This window comes from Luteimonas sp. A649 (assembly GCF_054072735.1).
On record NZ_JBSVRQ010000004.1, the window covers coordinates 171,745 to 189,452 of the forward strand.

The 17,708-nt window shown below is 70.8% G+C and carries 16 protein-coding genes; 9 read left to right on the forward strand and 7 right to left on the reverse strand.

The window, feature by feature from the left end; genetic code table 11:
• Window positions 1-61: 61 nt before the first annotated feature.
• The 4 genes from dnaG to rpsU all read right to left on the reverse strand — a co-directional run bounded on the left by dnaG (window position 62) and on the right by rpsU (window position 3,711).
• The gene (dnaG, locus tag ACW5E8_RS14170) at window positions 62-1,801 is read right to left on the reverse strand and encodes a DNA primase (RefSeq protein ID WP_456966176.1); all 1,740 of its coding nucleotides are present in this window, start codon (window positions 1,799-1,801) and stop codon (window positions 62-64) included.
• A 52-nt stretch (window positions 1,802-1,853) separates the two neighbouring features.
• Window positions 1,854-2,792: a YihY/virulence factor BrkB family protein gene (locus tag ACW5E8_RS14175; RefSeq protein WP_456966177.1), complete on the reverse strand. Its 939-nt coding sequence runs from the start codon at window positions 2,790-2,792 to the stop codon at window positions 1,854-1,856.
• Between the two features lie 151 nt (window positions 2,793-2,943).
• Window positions 2,944-3,390, reverse strand: a complete 447-nt coding sequence (locus tag ACW5E8_RS14180; protein ID WP_456966178.1) for a GatB/YqeY domain-containing protein — start codon at window positions 3,388-3,390, stop codon at window positions 2,944-2,946.
• Between the two features lie 105 nt (window positions 3,391-3,495).
• Window positions 3,496-3,711, reverse strand: a complete 216-nt coding sequence (rpsU, locus tag ACW5E8_RS14185) for a 30S ribosomal protein S21 (RefSeq protein ID WP_132987039.1) — start codon at window positions 3,709-3,711, stop codon at window positions 3,496-3,498.
• Window positions 3,712-3,857: 146 nt separating this feature from the next.
• Here rpsU and tsaD point away from each other — a divergent pair, with 146 nt between their 5' ends.
• The 5 genes from tsaD (at window position 3,858) to ACW5E8_RS14210 (ending at window position 8,088) form a co-directional block, all read left to right on the forward strand.
• On the forward strand, window positions 3,858-4,916 hold the full coding sequence (gene tsaD, locus ACW5E8_RS14190) for a tRNA (adenosine(37)-N6)-threonylcarbamoyltransferase complex transferase subunit TsaD (protein ID WP_456966179.1): 1,059 nt from the start codon (window positions 3,858-3,860) through the stop codon (window positions 4,914-4,916).
• Window positions 4,917-4,944: 28 nt separating this feature from the next.
• The gene (gene folB, locus ACW5E8_RS14195; RefSeq protein ID WP_456966180.1) at window positions 4,945-5,301 is read left to right on the forward strand and encodes a dihydroneopterin aldolase; all 357 of its coding nucleotides are present in this window, start codon (window positions 4,945-4,947) and stop codon (window positions 5,299-5,301) included.
• A gap of 21 nt (window positions 5,302-5,322) precedes the next feature.
• Entirely contained in the window at window positions 5,323-6,612 is a 1,290-nt protein-coding gene (locus tag ACW5E8_RS14200) for a mechanosensitive ion channel family protein (protein ID WP_456966181.1), read from the forward strand.
• Window positions 6,612-7,127: a 2-amino-4-hydroxy-6-hydroxymethyldihydropteridine diphosphokinase gene (gene folK, locus ACW5E8_RS14205; protein ID WP_456966182.1), complete on the forward strand. Its 516-nt coding sequence runs from the start codon at window positions 6,612-6,614 to the stop codon at window positions 7,125-7,127. Before ACW5E8_RS14200 ends, folK begins: the two co-directional genes overlap by 1 nt.
• A 127-nt stretch (window positions 7,128-7,254) precedes the next feature.
• Entirely contained in the window at window positions 7,255-8,088 is an 834-nt protein-coding gene (locus ACW5E8_RS14210) for a DUF6159 family protein (protein WP_456966183.1), read from the forward strand.
• Window positions 8,089-8,107: 19 nt separating this feature from the next.
• Here ACW5E8_RS14210 and ACW5E8_RS14215 read toward each other — a convergent pair whose 3' ends face one another.
• Window positions 8,108-8,845 carry a pteridine reductase gene (locus ACW5E8_RS14215; protein ID WP_456966184.1) on the reverse strand — a complete coding sequence of 246 codons (738 nt, stop codon included), beginning with the start codon at window positions 8,843-8,845 and terminating at the stop codon, window positions 8,108-8,110.
• A gap of 87 nt (window positions 8,846-8,932) precedes the next feature.
• Here ACW5E8_RS14215 and ACW5E8_RS14220 point away from each other — a divergent pair, with 87 nt between their 5' ends.
• Window positions 8,933-10,117: a class I SAM-dependent methyltransferase gene (locus ACW5E8_RS14220; RefSeq protein ID WP_456966185.1), complete on the forward strand. Its 1,185-nt coding sequence runs from the start codon at window positions 8,933-8,935 to the stop codon at window positions 10,115-10,117.
• Window positions 10,114-10,536 (forward strand): VanZ family protein, encoded by a 423-nt coding sequence (locus ACW5E8_RS14225; protein ID WP_456966186.1) that lies wholly within the window; start codon window positions 10,114-10,116, stop codon window positions 10,534-10,536. The genes ACW5E8_RS14220 and ACW5E8_RS14225 overlap by 4 nt, the downstream gene beginning before the upstream one ends.
• Here ACW5E8_RS14225 and ACW5E8_RS14230 read toward each other — a convergent pair.
• Entirely contained in the window at window positions 10,496-11,776 is a 1,281-nt protein-coding gene (locus ACW5E8_RS14230; protein ID WP_456966187.1) for a multifunctional CCA addition/repair protein, read from the reverse strand. The two genes, ACW5E8_RS14225 and ACW5E8_RS14230, sit on opposite strands and share 41 nt — an antisense overlap.
• 10 nt (window positions 11,777-11,786) lie before the next feature.
• Window positions 11,787-13,850 carry a transglycosylase SLT domain-containing protein gene (locus ACW5E8_RS14235; protein ID WP_456966188.1) on the reverse strand — a complete coding sequence of 688 codons (2,064 nt, stop codon included), beginning with the start codon at window positions 13,848-13,850 and terminating at the stop codon, window positions 11,787-11,789.
• Window positions 13,851-13,899: 49 nt separating this feature from the next.
• On the opposite strand from ACW5E8_RS14235, the gene ACW5E8_RS14240 reads away from it, so the two are divergent.
• Together ACW5E8_RS14240 and ACW5E8_RS14245 are read left to right on the forward strand one after the other, a co-directional pair.
• A complete protein-coding gene (locus ACW5E8_RS14240; RefSeq protein WP_456966189.1) occupies window positions 13,900-14,697 on the forward strand; it encodes a sulfite exporter TauE/SafE family protein in 798 nt (265 codons plus the stop codon).
• Window positions 14,698-14,808: 111 nt separating this feature from the next.
• On the forward strand, window positions 14,809-17,673 hold the full coding sequence (locus tag ACW5E8_RS14245) for a TonB-dependent receptor plug domain-containing protein (protein WP_456966190.1): 2,865 nt from the start codon (window positions 14,809-14,811) through the stop codon (window positions 17,671-17,673).
• Window positions 17,674-17,708 lie beyond the last annotated feature (35 nt).

Sequence of the window (17,708 nt, forward strand, 5' to 3'; positions counted from 1 at the left end):
ACCGTCCCGGCGACAGTACCCGGCACATGCTGGCACCACCATTGGGGAAAACCCTGTGGCGTCAGCCCACCGCGTTGCCGCGTGCCTGCAGCAGCTCGCGCAGCTCGGCCTTGTCGACCGCGTCCAGGCCGCCGTCGCGCTGCTTGGCCAGCAGTTCGTCCACGCGCTGGCCCAGGGTCTGGCGATCCAGCTGGCCGATGGCGTCGATGAATTCCAGGCGCCAGCCGGCCTCGTCGCCAGGCACGTCGAGGCTGGCCAGCTTCTGCAGCGCGCCGGCTTCCTCGCGGCCCTCGAACTGGGCGAGCAGGGCGCCGGTGCCGATGTCGGGGCGCGCGCTGACGATCGCCACGAGTTCGGTCAGCAGGTCGATGCCCGGCTGGCGCAGGGCCACGAAGCGGTAGGGCGGCTGCAGTTCCAGCGCCAGCTGCGGGCGCTGCAGCAGCAGGGTGATCGCACCGCGGACCATGCTGCGCTTGGGCGCGTTGCCCGCGGGTGCGCGGCGGGCGCGGGCGGCCGGCACGTGCACGTTGGGCGCGGATCCGCGCGCGCCGACGCCGGTCAGTTCGGTCAGCCGCTGCTGCATCAGGTCGGCGAAGGCGCCGTCGGGCAGCTGGGCAAGCATCGGCTTGGCGCGCTCGGCCAGGCGCGCCTTGCCGTCGAGCGTGGCCAGGTTGATGCCGTCTTCGACCAGGCTGTCGAACAGGAACTGCGACAGCGGCGTCGCGTCCGCAAGGCGCGCATCGAAGCCCGGTGCGCCCTCGTTGCGGACGATCGTGTCCGGATCCTCGCCGTCGGGCAGGAACAGGAAGAAGGCCTGGCGGCCGTCCTTCATTCGCGGCAGCACCGATTCCATCGCGCGCGTGGCGGCGCGTCGGCCGGCGGCGTCGCCGTCGAAGCAGAAGTAGACATCGGGTGCGTTACGGAACAGCAGCTCGGCGTGGTCGGGCGTGGTCGCGGTGCCCAGCGTCGCCACGGCCTGGGTGATGCCGTGCTGGAACAGCGCCACCACGTCCATGTAGCCCTCGACCACGACCAGGCGCTCGATCTTCTGGTTCGCCTGGCGCACCTGCCACAGGCCGTAGAGCTCGCGGCCCTTGTGGAACAGCGGCGTCTCGGGCGAGTTGAGGTACTTGGGCGAATCCTCGGCCTTCAGCACGCGGCCACCGAAGGCGATGGCGCGGCCGCGGCGGTCGTGGATCGGGAACATCACCCGGTCGCGGAACTTGTCGTAGACATGGCCGCGGTCGTTCTTGGACAGCATGCCGGTGCGCTCGAGCAGCGACAGCCGGCGCGGATCGGTGCCGAGCGCGTCGCGCAGCGCGGAGAACCCGCCGGGTGCGTAGCCGATGCCGAACTGCTCGCGGATCGACGCGTCCACGCCGCGGCGGTCGAGGTACGCCGCGGCCTCGCTGCCAGGCGCGAGCGCGCCGCGGTAGAAGCGCGCGGCATCGTCGAGCACCGTGTACATGTCGCGGGTGTCGGGATTCTCGTTGTGCTGGCGCGTTTCGCGCGGCACCTCGATGCCGGCGCGGCGCGCAAGCTCGTCCACCGCGTCGAGGAATTCGAGGCGGTCGAAGTTCATCAGGAACGAGATCGCGGTGCCGTGCGCCCCGCAGCCGAAGCAGTGGTAGAACTGCTTGTTCGGCGACACCGTGAACGAGGGCGAGCGTTCGTCGTGGAAGGGGCAGCGCGCCGAATACTCGCGGCCCTGGCGCTTCAGCGGCACGCGCGCGGCGATCACCTCGACGATGTCCGTCCGGGCGAGCAGGTCGTCGATGAAGGCGTCTGAGAGGCGTGCCATGGCTCCCGCCATGATCGCATGCGTACCCCGATCCCGACCCCTGTGGGAGCGGCTACAGCCGCGATCGCCGCAGCAGCGGTTCCCGGGTGGGCGATGATTCACGCCGCCGCGCGGCCCGCTCCTCCAGCCTCCGGCTCACGTCCGACAGCCGCCAGCGCTCGTCGATCACCGCGGTGATCATCGCGCCGACGAAGAACACCACCGCCGCGTAGTACAGCCACACCAGCAGCACCACCAGGGTGCCCATCGAACCGTAGGCGCTGCCGGGCGCGGCCTCGGCGATGTACAGGCCGATGCCCCAGCGCCCGACCACGAACAGCAGCGCCGTCAGCAGCCCGCCAAGGAAGGCCTGCCGCCAGCGCACGCGACGGTCGGGCAGGTAGTGGTACATCAGCGCGAACGCGAGTGCATACAGCGCCAGCGCCGCGACGTTACCCAGCACGGGCAGGGTGGGCGAGCCGCCAAAGGCGATTTCGAGCGCCGTGGTCAGCGCAGCGGACACCAGCAGCAGGAAGCCAAGCGCGATCACCACGCCCAGCGAGAACACGCGCTTGCGCAGCCAGGCGCGCAGGCCGCCACGGAGCTTCGCGCCGTCGGTGTGGAAGATCGCGTTGAGCGTGCCCTGCAGGCGCGCGAACACCGCGGTCGCGCCGAAGAACAGCAGCAGGGTGCTCCACAGGCCGGCCAGCGAGCCGACGTCGGGCTCGGCGCGGGCGTTCTGGAGCACGGTGCTGGCGACCTGGCCGGCGCCGCTGCCGGCGATCCCCTGCACCTGCAACAGCAGCGCGTCCTGCGCCTCCGGATACAGCGAAGCCGTGAGCCACAGCAGCAGCACCAGCAGCGGTGCCAGCGACAGCAGTGCGAAGAAGGTCAGCGACGCCGCGTGGGTGAGGATGTCGACTTCGACGAAGCGCTGCGCGATGGCGTAGGGCAGCGACTGCTGGAGCCGGTCGAAGCGCGCCTTCAGGCGCCGGGTGATGAGTTCAGCCATGCCCCGGAGGATGCGGGCCGCCCCGTGCACGCGATGTGCTGTGTGTGTGGGTGCGGCTATAGCCGCGATTGCCCTTGCGGCAGCCCCCGCCGCCCGCGATCGCCGCTATAGCGGCTCCCACAAGGGCGGTTCGCGCAAGGGCAACGCGGGCTCAGCCGGCCAGCGCCCTCTTCACCAGCGCCGACACCTGGCCCATGTCGGCCTGTCCCGCCAGCTTCGGCTTGAGCACGCCCATGAGCTTGCCGATGTCGGCCGGGCCGGCGGCGCCGGTCTCGGCGATGGCGGCGGCGATCGCGGCCTGGACCTCGGCCTCGCCCATCTTCTCGGGCAGGTAGCGCTGGATGACCTCGATCTCGGCGCGCTCGATCGCAGCCAGGTCCTCGCGGCTGGCGGCCTCGAACTGGGTGACCGAATCCTTGCGCTGCTTGACCATCTTCTCCAGCGCGGCCAGCACCTGGGCATCGTCGAGCTCGACGCGCTCGTCGACCTCGCGCTGCTTGATCGCGGCGAGCATCAGGCGGACCACGCCCAGGCTGGCCTTGTCGCCGGCCTTCATGGCGGTCTTCATGTCATCGGTCAGGCGCTGCTTGAGGCTCATCGGGTATTCTCCGGTTGCATGAAACACGAGAAGCCGGCGACGCTTGCGCGTGCCGGCTTCAAGGGACGATACCGACTGCGGCGCACGGGGCGCCGGCAAGCCGGATCAGTACATGCGCTGGCGCTTGGTGACGTCGCGCGAGGTGCGGCGAGCCTGGCGCTTCACCGCCGCGGCGGCCTTGCGCTTGCGCTCCTGGGTCGGCTTCTCGTAGTACTCGCGCTTGCGGGTTTCGGCCAGGACACCGGCCTTTTCGCAGGTGCGCTTGAAGCGGCGGAGGGCAAACTCGAAAGGCTCGTTTTCGCGGACTTTGACGCTGGGCATTGGAATCTCTGGTCTGGGAATGCGCCGGTATCCTGCCGGCGAGCCGCGTATGATACCGACAGATCCCCGCCGGGTGCAAATGCCGCCCGGACCGGGCCCCGGCTGGCGGCCCGCCGCGGCCGCCCCGACCCGCCCCCAGGCCCCCCATGATCGTCCTCGGAATCGAAACCAGCTGCGATGAGACCGGCGTCGCCGTGTACGACACCGGCCGCACCGGCGCGGCCGGGCTGCGCGCCCACGCCGTGTACAGCCAGATCGCCCTGCACGCCGAATACGGCGGCGTGGTGCCGGAGTTGGCCAGCCGCGACCATGTCCGCAAGCTGCTGCCCCTGATCCGCCAGACCCTGGCCGAGGCCGGGCTGGGCGTGGGCGACCTCGACGGCGTGGCCTACACCGCCGGCCCGGGCCTGGTCGGCGCGCTGCTGGTCGGCGCCGGGGTGGCGCGATCATTGGCCTGGGCCCTGGAGCTGCCGGCCGTGGCCGTGCACCACATGGAAGGCCACCTGCTGGCGCCGCTGATGGAGGACGCCCCCCCGGAGCCGCCGTTCGTGGCCCTGCTGGTCTCCGGCGGCCACACCCAGCTGGTGGCGGTGGACGCCATCGGCCGCTACCGCCTGCTCGGCGAGACCCTGGACGACGCCGCCGGCGAAGCCTTCGACAAGACCGCCAAGCTCATGGGCCTGCCCTATCCGGGCGGGCCGCAGCTGGCGGCGCTGGCCGAGGCCGGCACGCCGGGTCGGTTCCGCTTCCCGCGGCCGATGACCAACCGCCCCGGCCTGGACTTCAGCTTCAGCGGCCTCAAGACCCAGGTGATGCTGGCCTGGCGCGACAGCGACCAGTCCGACACCACCCGTGCCGACATCGCCCGTGCCTTCGAGGACGCGGTGGTCGACACCCTGGCCATCAAGTGCGAACGCGCGCTGGACGCGGCCGGCTGCGACACCCTGGTGGTGGCCGGCGGCGTCGGTGCCAACCGGCGCCTGCGCGCGCGGCTGCACGACATGGCCGCAAAGCGCGGCGGCCGCGCCTGCTTCCCGCGCCCGGAGCTGTGCACCGACAACGGCGCGATGATCGCCTTCGCCGGTGCGCTGCGCCTGGAGGCCGGCCAGCGCGCGCCTGACGCCGTGCACGTCACCCCGCGCTGGGACATGGCGACCCTGCCCGAAGTCCTGCCTGCGCACGGACCCCCCGCGGCGCCGCGTTAAGCTGGTCCGCCCGCCCGGACCGCGCGCCATGGACCACGTCTTCATCGAAGGGCTCGAGATCGACGCCCTGATCGGCATCTACGACTGGGAGCGCCGCATCCGCCAGACGCTGGTGTTCGACCTTGAAATGGGCTTCGACAACCGCGTGCCCGCGGCCAGCGACGACATCGGCGACACGCTCAACTACAAGGCGGTCAGCAAGCGCCTGGTCGAGTACGTCTCGCAGTCGGACTTCGGCCTGGTGGAGACGCTGGCCGAGCGCTGCGCGGAGATCGTGCTGCAGGAGTTCAACGTGCAGCGGCTACGCTTGAAGCTCAGCAAGCCCGGCGCCGTGCGCGGTGCGCGCGCCGTGGGCGTGGTCATCGAACGCGGCCGGGCCGACTGACCCCGAACTACCGGAGATTCCATGCAAGTCCGACTCGAGGCGCTGCGCGAAATGCTGGCGCCATATCCCTGGGCCTACACCCTGCTGATGCTCGCCGCGCTGCTGCTGGTGGCGTGGCTGGCCAACTTCATTACCAAGCGCGTCCTGTTGCGCGGCCTGCGCCACGTGCTCGCGCGCGTCGCCGAGCTCACCGGCCACCACGCCGGCGGCTCCATCAGTCGCATGCGCGTGGTCTCGCGCCTGGCCAACGTGGTGCCGGCGCTGGTGATCGGTTCGGGCATTGCGCTGGTGCCCGACCTGCCACCGCGGCTGGTGGTGCTGGTCTCCGGCCTGTGCCAGGTGTTCGTGATCTTCACCGTGGCGCTCGCGGTGGGCCACGCGCTCGACGTCGCCAACGAGATCTACGAGCGCCGTCCCGATGCGCGCAACAAGCCGATCAAGGGCTACCTGCAGGTCGCCAAGATCATCGTCCTGGTGATGGCGGCGCTGGGTTCGGTGGCGCTGCTGGCAGGCGTCGACCTGGTGCACGTGCTCACCGGCCTGGGCGCGGCCAGCGCCGTGTTGATGCTGATCTTCCAGGACACGATCCTGTCGTTCGCGGCCAGCCTGCAGATCAGCGGCGACGGCCGCGTGCGCATCGGCGACTGGATCGAGATGCCCAGCCAGAACGCCGACGGCGACGTCATGGACATCGCCCTGCACACGGTCACCGTGCAGAACTGGGACAAGACCATCACCACGGTCCCCACACGCAAGCTGATCAGCGATTCGTTCAAGAACTGGCGTGGCATGACCGAGTCCGGCGGCCGCCGCATCAAGCGCGCGATCTACCTGGACCAGCATTCGACCCGCTTCCTCGACGCCGATGAAGTGGCGCGCTTCCGTCGCTTCCGCCTGCTCGATGCCTACCTCGACGGCAAGTCCAGCGAGCTGCAGGACTGGAACGCGAAACTCGCCGAGCGCGGCGCCGAACCCGTCAACCGCCGCCGCGTCACCAACCTTGGCACCTTCCGCGCCTACGTCGAGCAGTACCTGCGCAGCCACCCGGGCGTGCATCAGGACATGAGCCTGATGGTGCGCCAGCTGCAGCCGACCGATGCCGGCCTGCCGCTGGAGATCTACTGCTTCACCAACGACGTGCGCTGGGCCGTCTACGAAGGCATCCAGGCCGACATCTTCGACCACCTGCTGGCGATCCTGCCCGAGTTCGGCCTGCGCGTGTTCCAGGCGCACAGCGACGCGCCGGTGGAAGTGCGGCTCCGCGACGAACGTGCGCCGGAGCAGGGCAGCCTGGGAACGGAGCCCGCCTGATGGGCCGCGCCTGCCTCAGCCTGGGCAGCAACGTCGATCCCGAGCGGCACATCGCGATCGCATTCGCGGCGCTGCGTGCGCGCTTCGGCGACATCCTCGCATCGCCGGCCTATCGCACGCCGGCGGTGGGCTTCGAGGGCGCGGACTTCGTCAACGCCGCCGCGGTCATCGACAGCGACCTCGATCCACAGGCGCTCAACGACTGGCTGCACGCGCTCGAGGATGCGCACGGCCGCGACCGCAGCGGCCCGCGCTACGGCGACCGCACGCTCGACATCGACATCGTCCTGTACGACGACCTGGTCTGCAGCGGCCCCGGCAACCTGCGCCTGCCACGCGGCGAACTGCGCCACGCCTTCGTGCTGCGCCCGCTGGCAGAGATCGCGCCCGACATCGTGGAGCCGTCCAGCGGACGCACGCTGGTCGAGCTGTGGGCGGCCTCGGGCGAGCGCGGCGTGGCCATGCATGAAGTCGCGCTTCCGGCCGTGTCCGCCGCCCCGGACGGGCGCCGCTGACGACAACGGTGCTGCGCGGCCGGGACCGCCGGTCACATTCGGGATGCCGGCGCCGTCATGGAACCATGTGCTGGACGACGTGGCCGACCGGCCGCGGCGGGGCGCGGTGACGATGGAGGGAGAGGGGATGTTCGATAAATTCTCGCGCAGCTGGGACATGGTGAAGGCGAGCGCCGCGGTGCTGCGCTCGGACCGCGAGCTGATGCTGTTCCCGGTGCTGTCCGGCCTGGCCACGCTGCTGGTGCTGGCGACCTTCGCGCTGCCGACGCTCGCACTCAAGCTGTTCAGCAACGGCTTCGGCGTGGGCGGCGCGCTGCTCGGCTTTGCTTTCTACTTCTGCACTTACAGCGTGATGATCTTCTTCAACTGCGCCCTGGTCGGCGCGGCGATGATCCGCCTGGAGGGTGGTGACCCGACGCTGTCGGACGGGTTCACGGCTGCGCGTTCGCGGCTTGGCGCGATCTTCGGCTACGCCGCCATCGCCGCCACCGTCGGCGTGCTGCTGCAGGCGCTGAAGGGCAAGGACAACAACTTCATCGTGCGCCTGGTCGGCAGCGGCCTTGGGATGGCCTGGACGCTGGCGACCTTCCTGGTGGTGCCGGTGCTGGTCAGTCGCGACATCGGGCCGGTGGATGCGCTCAAGCAGAGCGTCACCCTGCTCAAGCGCACCTGGGGCGAGAACGCCGTGGGCCAGGTCGGCATCGGCGCCGCGTTCGGCTTGCTGACCGGCGCTGCGGTGCTGGTCTCTGTTGGCCTGGTGCTTCTGGCCGCGCAGGCCTCGATGGCGCTGGCGATCGCGATCGGCGCGGTGTGCGTGGTGGGGCTGCTGTTGCTGGGCGTGTACCAGGCGGCGCTGACCGGGATCTACTCCGCGGTGCTGTACCGCTATGCGGTCTCGCATGAAGTGCCCGAGGCGTTCCGCGGCACCGACATCGCCACCGCGTTCCTGCCCAAGCGCTGAAGGTGCGCGGGGCGCGGGTTCAGCGCGCCCCGCGGCCGCCGTCCACGGCCAGCACGGTGCCGGTGGTGTAGCCGGCATCGCGCAGCAGCCACAGCACGGCGGCGGCGATCTCGTCGGGCGTCCCGGTCCTGCCGAGTGGCGTCATCGCCAGCAGCCGCTCCTGCAGCGCGGGATCGATGCCCTCGTCGGGCCAGAGGATGGCGCCCGGCGCCACCGCGTTCACGCGGACCTCCGGCGCCATGGCCACGGCCAGGGCGTGGGTCGCGGCTTCCAGCGCGCCCTTGCTGATCGCATAGGCGACCAGGTCTTCGCGCGGATCACGGGCGTAGATGTCAGAGAGGTTCACGACCGCGCCGCGCGCTGCGCGCAGGTGCGGCGCGGCCGCCTGGGCGAGGAAGAACGGCGCCTTCGCGTTCACCGCCATCATCCGGTCCCAATGATCGGGATGAATGGCGCCGAACGCGTCGGGAACGAATTCGGATGCGTTGTTGACCAGCGCATCCAGTCGGCCGAAACGGCCCACGGTGCGCGCCACCAGCTCCGGCAAGCGGTCGAACTCGGACAGCTCCGCCTGCAGCAGCAGCACGCTGTCGGCGCGCGTCGCTTCCAGCTCAGCAGCCAGTGCCGCGGCTTCCACCGCGGAGCCGCGGTAATGCAGCGCCAGGTCGTAGCCGGCGGCGTGCAAGCGGCGCGCGATGGCCGCGCCCAGGCGGCGCGCGGCGCCGGTGACGAGTGCGGCGGGATGGCCTCCCGGCATGGCTGGCTCCGTGATCATCAGACGACACCATAACGTCCGCCGGCGTGCGTTTCCGTATCCTGTCGCGCGTACGCAACGGAATTCCCCATGTCACTTCCCCCGCTCGATCCCGACGCACAGGCGCACAGCGACCGCTTGCGCCAGCTGATGCACGCCGTGATCGCCAATGCCGGCGGCGCGATCCCCTTTTCCCGCTTCATGGAGCTGGCGCTGTACGCGCCCGGCCTGGGCTATTACAGCGCCGGCAGCACCAAGTTCGGCCGCGCCGGCGATTTCGTCACCGCGCCGGAGCTGGGCAGCCTGTTCGCCGAATGCGTGGCCGAGGCCTTCGCGCCGTCACTGCGCCAGCTGGGCGACGACGCCACCTTCCTCGAGATCGGCGGCGGCAGCGGCGCCTTCGCCGAAGCCGTGATCAGGCACCTCGCGGTGATCGATGCGATGCCCGCGCGCTACGCCATCCTCGAGCCCAGCGCCGACCTGCGCGAGCGCCAGCGCGAGCGCCTGTCGAAGCACCTGCCCGAAGCGCTGTCCGCGCGCGTGGAGTGGCTCGACCGTCCGCTCGACGAACCCTGGCAGGGCGCGCTGTTCGCCAACGAAGTGATCGACGCCCTGCCCACGCCGCGCTTCGTGATCCGCAAGGGCGAGGTGCTGGAGGAGGGCGTGGCCAGCGCGCGTGATGGGGGCTTCACCATCGTCGAGGTGCCGGCCGATGCGCTGATGACTGCTGCCGTGCGCCACGTCGAGCGCCAGCGCGAAGAAGGCACCTTCCCCGACGGCTACCGTTCCGAACTGCTGCCGCAGCTGCCCTATTGGGTGCAGGCGGTGATGGGCCGCATGCAGGCCGGCGCGATGCTGTTCATCGATTACGGCTACCCGCGCCGCGAGTACTACTCCGCCACGCGCGACCGCGGCACCCTGCGCGCCTTCCATCGCCACCACGTGGTCGACGATGTGTTCGCGCGCCTGGGCCTGCAGGACATCACCGCCTCGGTGGACTTCACCGCGCTGGCCGAGGCCGGTACCGGCGCAGGCTTCGACTTCGCCGGCTACTGCAACCAGGCGATGTTCCTGATCGGCAACGGACTGGAGCAGCGGCTGGCCGCGCAGGAAGCCGCCGCGGCGAACGACACCGCGCGCTACGCCCTGCGCCGGGAGGTGCAGCAGCTGACCCTGCCCACCGGCATGGGCGAGCGCTTCCAGGCCATGGGCTTCGAGCGCGACGTGCCCTTCGAGGTCGCGTTCCTGGGCGGCGACCTGAGCTTCCGTCTGTGAGCCGACTGAGGCCGGGGCGCTCGCTCAAGCCGCTGCGCTATCCACTGGCCTGGTGCACGCTGTGGTGCCTGGGGATCGCCGCGCTGGTGGTGGGTTCGATGATGCCGGCGCCCGACCTGCCATCGCCGCCGGGCAGCGACAAACTGCATCACTTCCTGGCGTATTTCCTGCTCGCGGCGTCGGCGGTGCAGCTGTTCGCACGCTGGCCGGCGCTGCTGGGCGCCGCGCTGGGCCTGGTGCTGCTGGGCATCGGCCTGGAGCACGCGCAGGGCGCGCTGACCGGCACGCGCTTCGCCGATCGCATGGATGCGCTGGCCAATACGCTGGGCGTGATCGCGGGGCTGGCCACGCGGCTGACGCCGCTCGGCGACCTGCTGCTCAGGGTCGAGGCGCGCCTGTTTCCCCGGACTCAGGACTGACCGCGCCGCCGGCCCTGCGCAGCGTGCGCGCAGAGGCGATCGCGGCGATACGCGCATCGCGCAACGCGGCGCCGAAGGCGGGCCCTTCAAGACCTTCGCCGGCGATGTCAGCACCCGTGACCGCGGAGGCCGCATCGCGCAGGTGCACGAGTTCATCGGCCTGCGGATAGGGCACGTCGCCCAGGCCGGCGCGGCCGCGCTTGTCGGCCTCGCACACGGTGGCCAGGCGTCGGATGCGCTCGGGCTTGCGAAAGCCGTCGCAGCGCGCGAGCAGGTCGTGCACGGTCTGGTCGCGCAGTTCCGCCAACCGGTGCACGTTGATGTGCTCGCGGCAGGCGACCAGGGCCAGGTCGCGGTTCGCGGCCGGCACCCGCAGGCGTTCGCACAGCGCGCGCACCGGGGCCAAGCCGCGCTGTTCGTGCTGGATGTGGCGCGGCAGTTCGTCGGCCGGCGTCAGCGCCTTGCCAAGGTCGTGCACCAGCGCCGCGAAGCCGATCTCGTCATCGCCCGGCGCCAGCTGCGCGGCCATGTCGCAGACCAGTTCGATGTGCACGCCGGTATCGACTTCCGGATGGTATTCGGGGCGCTGCGGCACGCCGTAGAGCGCATCGACCTCGGGCAGCACCGCCGCCAGCGCGCCGCAGTCGCGGAGCGTGCGCAGGAAGGCCGATGGCTTCTTCGATCGCAGCGCGCGCACCAGCTCCTGCCACACGCGTTCGGGCACCAGCTCGGCAAGCTCGCCGCCGGCGACCATGTCGCGCATCAGCGCGTTGGTTTCGTCCGCCACGGAAAACCCCAGCGGCGCGAAGCGCGCCATGAAGCGCGCCGCGCGCAGCACGCGCAGCGGATCCTCGGCGAAGGCCGGCCCGACATGGCGCAGCACGCGCGCCTGGATGTCGCGCTGCCCGTCGTACGGATCGACCAGGCGGCCGTCATCGCGCTCGGCGATGGCGTTGATGGTGAAGTCGCGGCGGCCGAGGTCTTCTTCCAGCGTCACCGTCGGCGCCGCGTCGACCACGAAGCCGCGGTGGCCGCGCGCCGATTTGCGTTCGGTGCGCGCCAGCGCGTGCTCTTCGCCGGTGTCGGGATGCAGGAACACCGGGAAGTCGCGGCCCACCGCGCGGAAGCCGGCGGCCAGCATCGCCTCGGGCGTGGAGCCCACGACCACCCAGTCACGATCGCCTGCTGCCTGTCCCAGCAGCCGGTCTCGTACCGCCCCCCCGACCAGATAGATCTCCAAGTCCGCGCCCTCAGCCTTCGATAGCCACTGTGGGAGCGGCCATGGCCGCGATGGCTATGCCAGGACCGATCGCGGCTATAGCCGCTCCCACAGGATTCCGGACTCCCACGGGAACTCCTGCCGCGGGGCACGCGAACGTTTTCCGCGCCGCGCCCACGCGGCCGTGCATGCGATCGCTTACCGGCACCGCCTGGCTGCCCAGGCGCCAGTCGTAGATCACGCTGAAGGCGAGCACGCGGGCGACGTAGTCGCGGGTTTCCTTGTAGCTGATGGTCTCGATCCAGAAGTCGGCATCCATGCCCGGGCGCTGCGACTGCCAGCGCGCGGTCGGCGTGGGGCCGGCGTTGTAGGCGGCGATGGCGACGTAGGGCAGGGTGTACTTGTCCTTCATCTCGCGCAGGTAGGCGGTGCCGATGCGGATGTTGGTGGCCGGGTCGAACAGCGATTCCGCACCCGACCAGGGCAGGCCCAGGCGGCGCGCCACGCCGGCACCGGTCTCGGGCAGCACCTGCATCAGGCCACGGGCGTTGGCCGGCGAGCGCGCGCGCGGATTGAACACGCTCTCGGCGCGGATCTCCGCCGCCACCCAGGCCGCGTCCAGGTTGTTGCGCGCGCTTTCGGCGCGGATCAGGGCGTCGTGGTGCAGCGGGAAGCGCAGCGTGTAGAGGCGCAGCTCATCGGGTTTGCGCTCGCCACCGGCGTTGACCAGGCCGAACACGCCGCGGTCGAACCAGCCGTTGGCCTGCGCCACCTCCACTGCGATCTGGCGCTGGCGGTCGCTGAAGCGCGACAGCGCATCGCTCCATTCGCGCGTGGCCCAGGCGGCACGCCCGATCCGGAACAGTGCCATCGCGCGCTGCATCGCCGGGTCCGCCGCCACCGCGGCTTTCTCCGCGGCGCTGCCGCCGTGCTCCAGCGGGCACAGCGCATAGGGCTGGTCGATGCGGTCCGCGGCCAGGAAACCGTGGAAATCGGCATCGCGTGCAGCGGCAGCGTACAGCGGGCGCGCGCCGGCGCGGTCGCCGGTGAGCTCGCGCAGGCGCGCGGCGAAGTAGGTCCAGCGCGACTGACTGCTCTGCGCCGGCGGCATGCGTTCGATCGCCGCCAGCGCCGCGCGCCAGTCCGATCGCGACATCGCCTCGCGCACGCGCCATTCGTGCAGGCGTTCGTCATAGGCCGCATCGGGCACCGCGGCCAGGCGCCGCGCGCCGCCATCGTGGTAGGACGCCACCGTCCACAGCGCGACCTGGTACAGCACGCGGCTGCGATCGGCATCGGTGAACTGCAGCGCCTGCGCCACCTGCGGCAGCAGCGCTTCGGCCGCGTCGGGGTTGGAGCGTGCGAGGGTCGCCAGGCCGTGCGATGCCGCGAGCCGGCTGCGCGCGGTCTTCGGCCATGCGGTGGCACTGCCGTCGGCAGCGCCCAGGTAGGCGGCATAGGCCTCGGCCTGGCGGCGGGCATCGGCCGGCAGCCCGCGGGCCGCACTGCGCACCACGCCGGGCTGGCCCTCGGCGATCGCGGCCTCGATGCGTGCCCAGCGCAGCGCATCGTCCAGGCCGCCGCGCGCGGCCAGCGCCTCGAACACGGGATCGCAGGCATCGGGCTGCGAGCGCCCGGCCTTGCGCCACAGGTCCTGCACTTCGGCGGTCCACTTGGCATCCGCGGCGCCGGTACGCAGCCGCGCCTCGAGCGCATTGCAGGCCAGGGTGGCGGAGCCGGTGCCCGGTTCCCAGGCGGCGCGGAACCCCGCCCAGTCCTTGCGGCGCGCCAGTTCGCCCAGCCAGGCAGCGCGGAAGGTGGACGCCACGGCCTGGCCGCGATGACGGTCCAGGAAGTCCAGCGCCTGCGCCTGGGTCAGGGTGGCGCGGTCACGGTTCAGGCGCGCATGCGCGATCCAGCCCTGCAGCGGGTGGTCCGCTCGCAGCGGCGGGATCGGCTGGCCGATCTCGGCGGCCGTGAGCGCGCGCCGCGCGAGCTCGTCGTCGGGAAGCGCCTGCGCCCGCGCCTGCGGGAGCAGGGCGGCTGGCAGCGCGAGCACCGCGCTCAGTAGGATGGCGAGCTTTCCTGGCGTCATGCAGGCAACCATGGCGAATGGGTCGGCCGCCCATCTTGAAGGAATCGACGTGATCGAAGGGTTCTGGATGTTTCCGCTGCTGGGCATCGTGGTCGGCGTCTCGGCCGGCCTGCTGGGCATTGGCGGCGGCCTGGTGCTGGTGGCGGCGCTGGCCTGGCTGCTGCCGTTGCACGGCGTGCCCGCGGACATGGCGATGCACGCGGCGCTGGCCAGCTCGATGGCCAGCATCGTGTTCACCGCGCTGTCCTCGGCGCGCGCGCACCACCGCCGCGGCGGCGTGCTGTGGCCCACCGTGTGGTGGATGCTGCCCGGCCTGCTGGTGGGCGGCTGGCTGGGCAGCCGGTTCGCGGTGGGGATCGACGGCATCGTGCTGCGCTGGATCGTCGCCGCGTACTGCCTGCTCGCCGGCGCGCAGATGGCCTTTGGCCGCACCCGCCCGGACGGAGGCAGTGACGTGGTGCCCACGGGCTTGCCGATGACCGCGGCGGGCAGCGGCATCGGCGCGCTGTCGGCGGTGGTCGGTATCGGCGGCGGCAGCATGACCGTGCCGCTGCTGGTGTGGCGCGGCGTGCGCCCGGTGCGCGCGGTCGGCACCTCGTCCGCCTGTGGCGTGGCGATCGCCATCGGCAGCGTGCTGGGCTACGCCCTGAATGCGCCGCCGGGCGGGCTGCCCGAAGGCGCGATCGGCTATGTCTACCTTCCCGCCGCGATCGGCGTCGCCCTGACCTCGGTGCTGGCCGCGCCCTGGGGCACTCGCCTGGCGCACGCGATCAGCGGCCCGGCGCTCAAGCGGGTGTTCGCGGTGTTCCTCGTGGCCGTGGGGCTGAGCCTCGTCTTGGGCGGTTGAGCCGACCAAGGGTCGACCCTAGGGCTTGCCGACGTTTTACGTTTTGTTTACAAGTGGGCTGCCGACGGCACGGGGGCAACGGGTCGGCGCCAACGCCACCAGGAGAGATCCATGGCCATCCCCCAGCCTCGCCTGCTCGCGGTCGCCATCTGCGCCGCGTTGCCCCTGCTCCTTCCGGTCGCCGCCTCCGCGCAGGACGCCGACGCCACCACCCTCGATTCAGTCACCGTCACCGGTTCGCGCATCAGGCAGTCCGAGCTTGAAACCCACGTGCCGGTGCAGGTCCTCACCCGCGAGGACATCGACCGCACCGGCCTGAGGTCGGTAGCCGACATCGTCCAGAACCTGACCGCCAGCGGCGCCGGGCTCAACACCAAGTTCAACTCCAGCGGCAACTTCGGCTTCCCGCCTGATGGCGGCGGCGTGGGCGCGGGCGCGGCCACGGTCGACCTGCGGCACCTGGGTCCCAAGCGCGTGCTGGTGCTGGTGGACGGCATCCGCTGGGTCAACGAATCGTCGGGTTCGGGCGTGGGTTCCGCCGTCGACCTCAACACCATCCCGCTGGCGCTGGTCGAACGCATCGAAGTGCTCGAAGACGGCGCCTCGTCGATCTACGGCTCCGATGCCATCGCCGGCGTGGTCAACATCATCACCCGCAAGAACGTGCAGGGCGGCGACATCGAACTGCACTACGGCACCTACGACGACCTCGGCGGCGACACCTGGGGCGCCGACATGGGCTACGGCGGCGGCACCGACCGTTTGCAGTGGTTCGTGGGCGCGTCGTACTTCAAGCAGGAGGAAGTGTCGTCGCTCGAGTACGGGCCGGCCAGCGTGCCGGTGCCCGGCACCGGGCTCGCCAACGGCAGTTCGGCGACGCCGCAGGGCCGCTTCATCTTCCTGGATCCCAACACCGGCACCACGCACGACATCACCACGAACACCGGCGTCACCGACCCGGCGTTCATCCCGGGCCAAGGCTGTGAGCGGACCGACGATTTCCACTGCTTCGCGCGTGCCGACCGCTTCAACTTCGCTCCCTACAACCTGTTGCTGACGCCATCCGAACGCAAGACCGTGTTCGCCTCGGCGCGCTTCGCCTTCAGCGACAACGTCGGCGGTTACATCCGCGCGCTGTACAACGATCGGCAGTCGGCCAACCAGGCCGCGCCCGAACCCTTCTTCCTCGGCACCGACGCCGGCGTCTACAACGAATGGGCCGAGAGCCGGCTGGTGATTTCAGCGGCCAACCCCTACAACCCCTTCGGCTTCGACCTCACCACGATGGGCGCCAACCCGAACCTGTTCCTGCTTGGCCGCCGCCCGGTCGAGGGCGGGCCGCGCCGCTACGAGCAGGACGTCGAGACCTGGTACGTGGCCGCGGGCCTGGATGGCGGCTTCGACTTCCGCGACAACCCCTGGAGCTGGGACGTCAACCTGGTCCGCAGCGAGAGCAGCGCCGAGCAGACCAACTACGGCAGCTACAACCTGCGCCGCATCAACGAGGCCCTGGGCGACCCCGCCGCCTGCGCCGCCATCGCCGGCTGCGTGCCGCTCAACGTGTTCGGCGGCGCCGGCACCATCACTCCGGAGATGCTCGGCTTCATCCAGCCGGTGGTGCGCGACGAGAGCGAGAACAACCTGACCCTGGCCTCGGCCAACATCACCGGCGCGATCGCCCAGCTGCCCGCCGGCCCGCTGGGCTTTGCCGCCGGCTACGAGTACCGCAAGTACGAAGGCCGCTACCAGCCCGACCCGATCACCGTCGCCGGTGAATACAACGGCGTGCCCTCCGGTCCCACCGCCGGCGACTACAACGTCAACGAGATCTACGCGGAGGTCGCGATCCCGCTGATGTCCAACCCCGAGCGCGGCAGCGCGCTCGACATGAGCCTGGCCGGCCGCTACTCCGACTACTCCACCTTCGGTGGCGAAAGCACCGGCAAGCTCGGCCTGCGCTGGCAGGTGGCGGAAGAGTTCGTGCTGCGCGGCTCGTTCGCACAGGGCTTCCGCGCGCCGTCCATCGGCGAGCTCTACGGCACGCTGGCGCGCTTCGACGCCACCCTGGTCGATCCCTGCTCGGGCGCGGCCAACGCCGTGCGCCCGGAGTGCGTGGCCCAGGGCGTGCCGCCGGACTACGTGCAGACCAACTCGCAGATCTCGGTGGTGACCTCGGGCAACGCCGACCTGCAGCCCGAGACCAGCCGCAGCCTGATGCTGGGTGCGGTGTGGAGCCCCTTGTTCGCGTCCAACGCCACATGGTCCGAGCGCATGGATCTCGGCCTGACCTTCTACAAGCACACCATCGAGGACGCCATCCAGGCACCCGATGCCCAGGCCATCCTCAACCGCTGCGTGTTCGACGCCGATCCCTTCTCCTGCGCGTCGTACGACCGCAGCGAACGCGGCCAGATCATCCGCTTCGACGACATCCTCGACAACCTCGGCACCATCCGCACCGACGGCTGGGACCTGAGCATGGGTTGGCTGCTGCCCGAGCAGGGCTGGGGCCAGCTGCGCTTCGATGCGAAGGCCACCTTCGTGGGCAAGTACGAGCTGATCAACGAGTCGGGCCAGGCCGAGCCGCGGGCGCCCGGCGTCCAGATCAACAACAGCGCGATCCCCGAGTGGAGCTCGACGCTGGCCACGCAGTGGACCAGGGGCCCCTGGGCCGTGGCCTGGACGATGCGCTACATCGACGAGCTCCGCGAGTCCTGCGGCGGTGCCATCGGCTTCGACATCTGCGACGACAGCGACAACGACGTCAACAGGCTCGATGACATCACCTACCACGACCTGCAGCTGTCCTGGAACAGCGATGCATGGATGCGCGGAATGCGGGTGTCGCTGGGCGTGAACAACCTGACGGGGGAGGATCCGCCGATCTGCCTGAGCTGCTCGCTCAACGGCTATGACGCGTCCACCTACGACCTGCCGGGGCGGTTCTTCTACGCGCGCGTGGGCGTCAAGTTCTGAGCAAAAACGGCGCCAGGCCGACCCGGGCCTGGCGC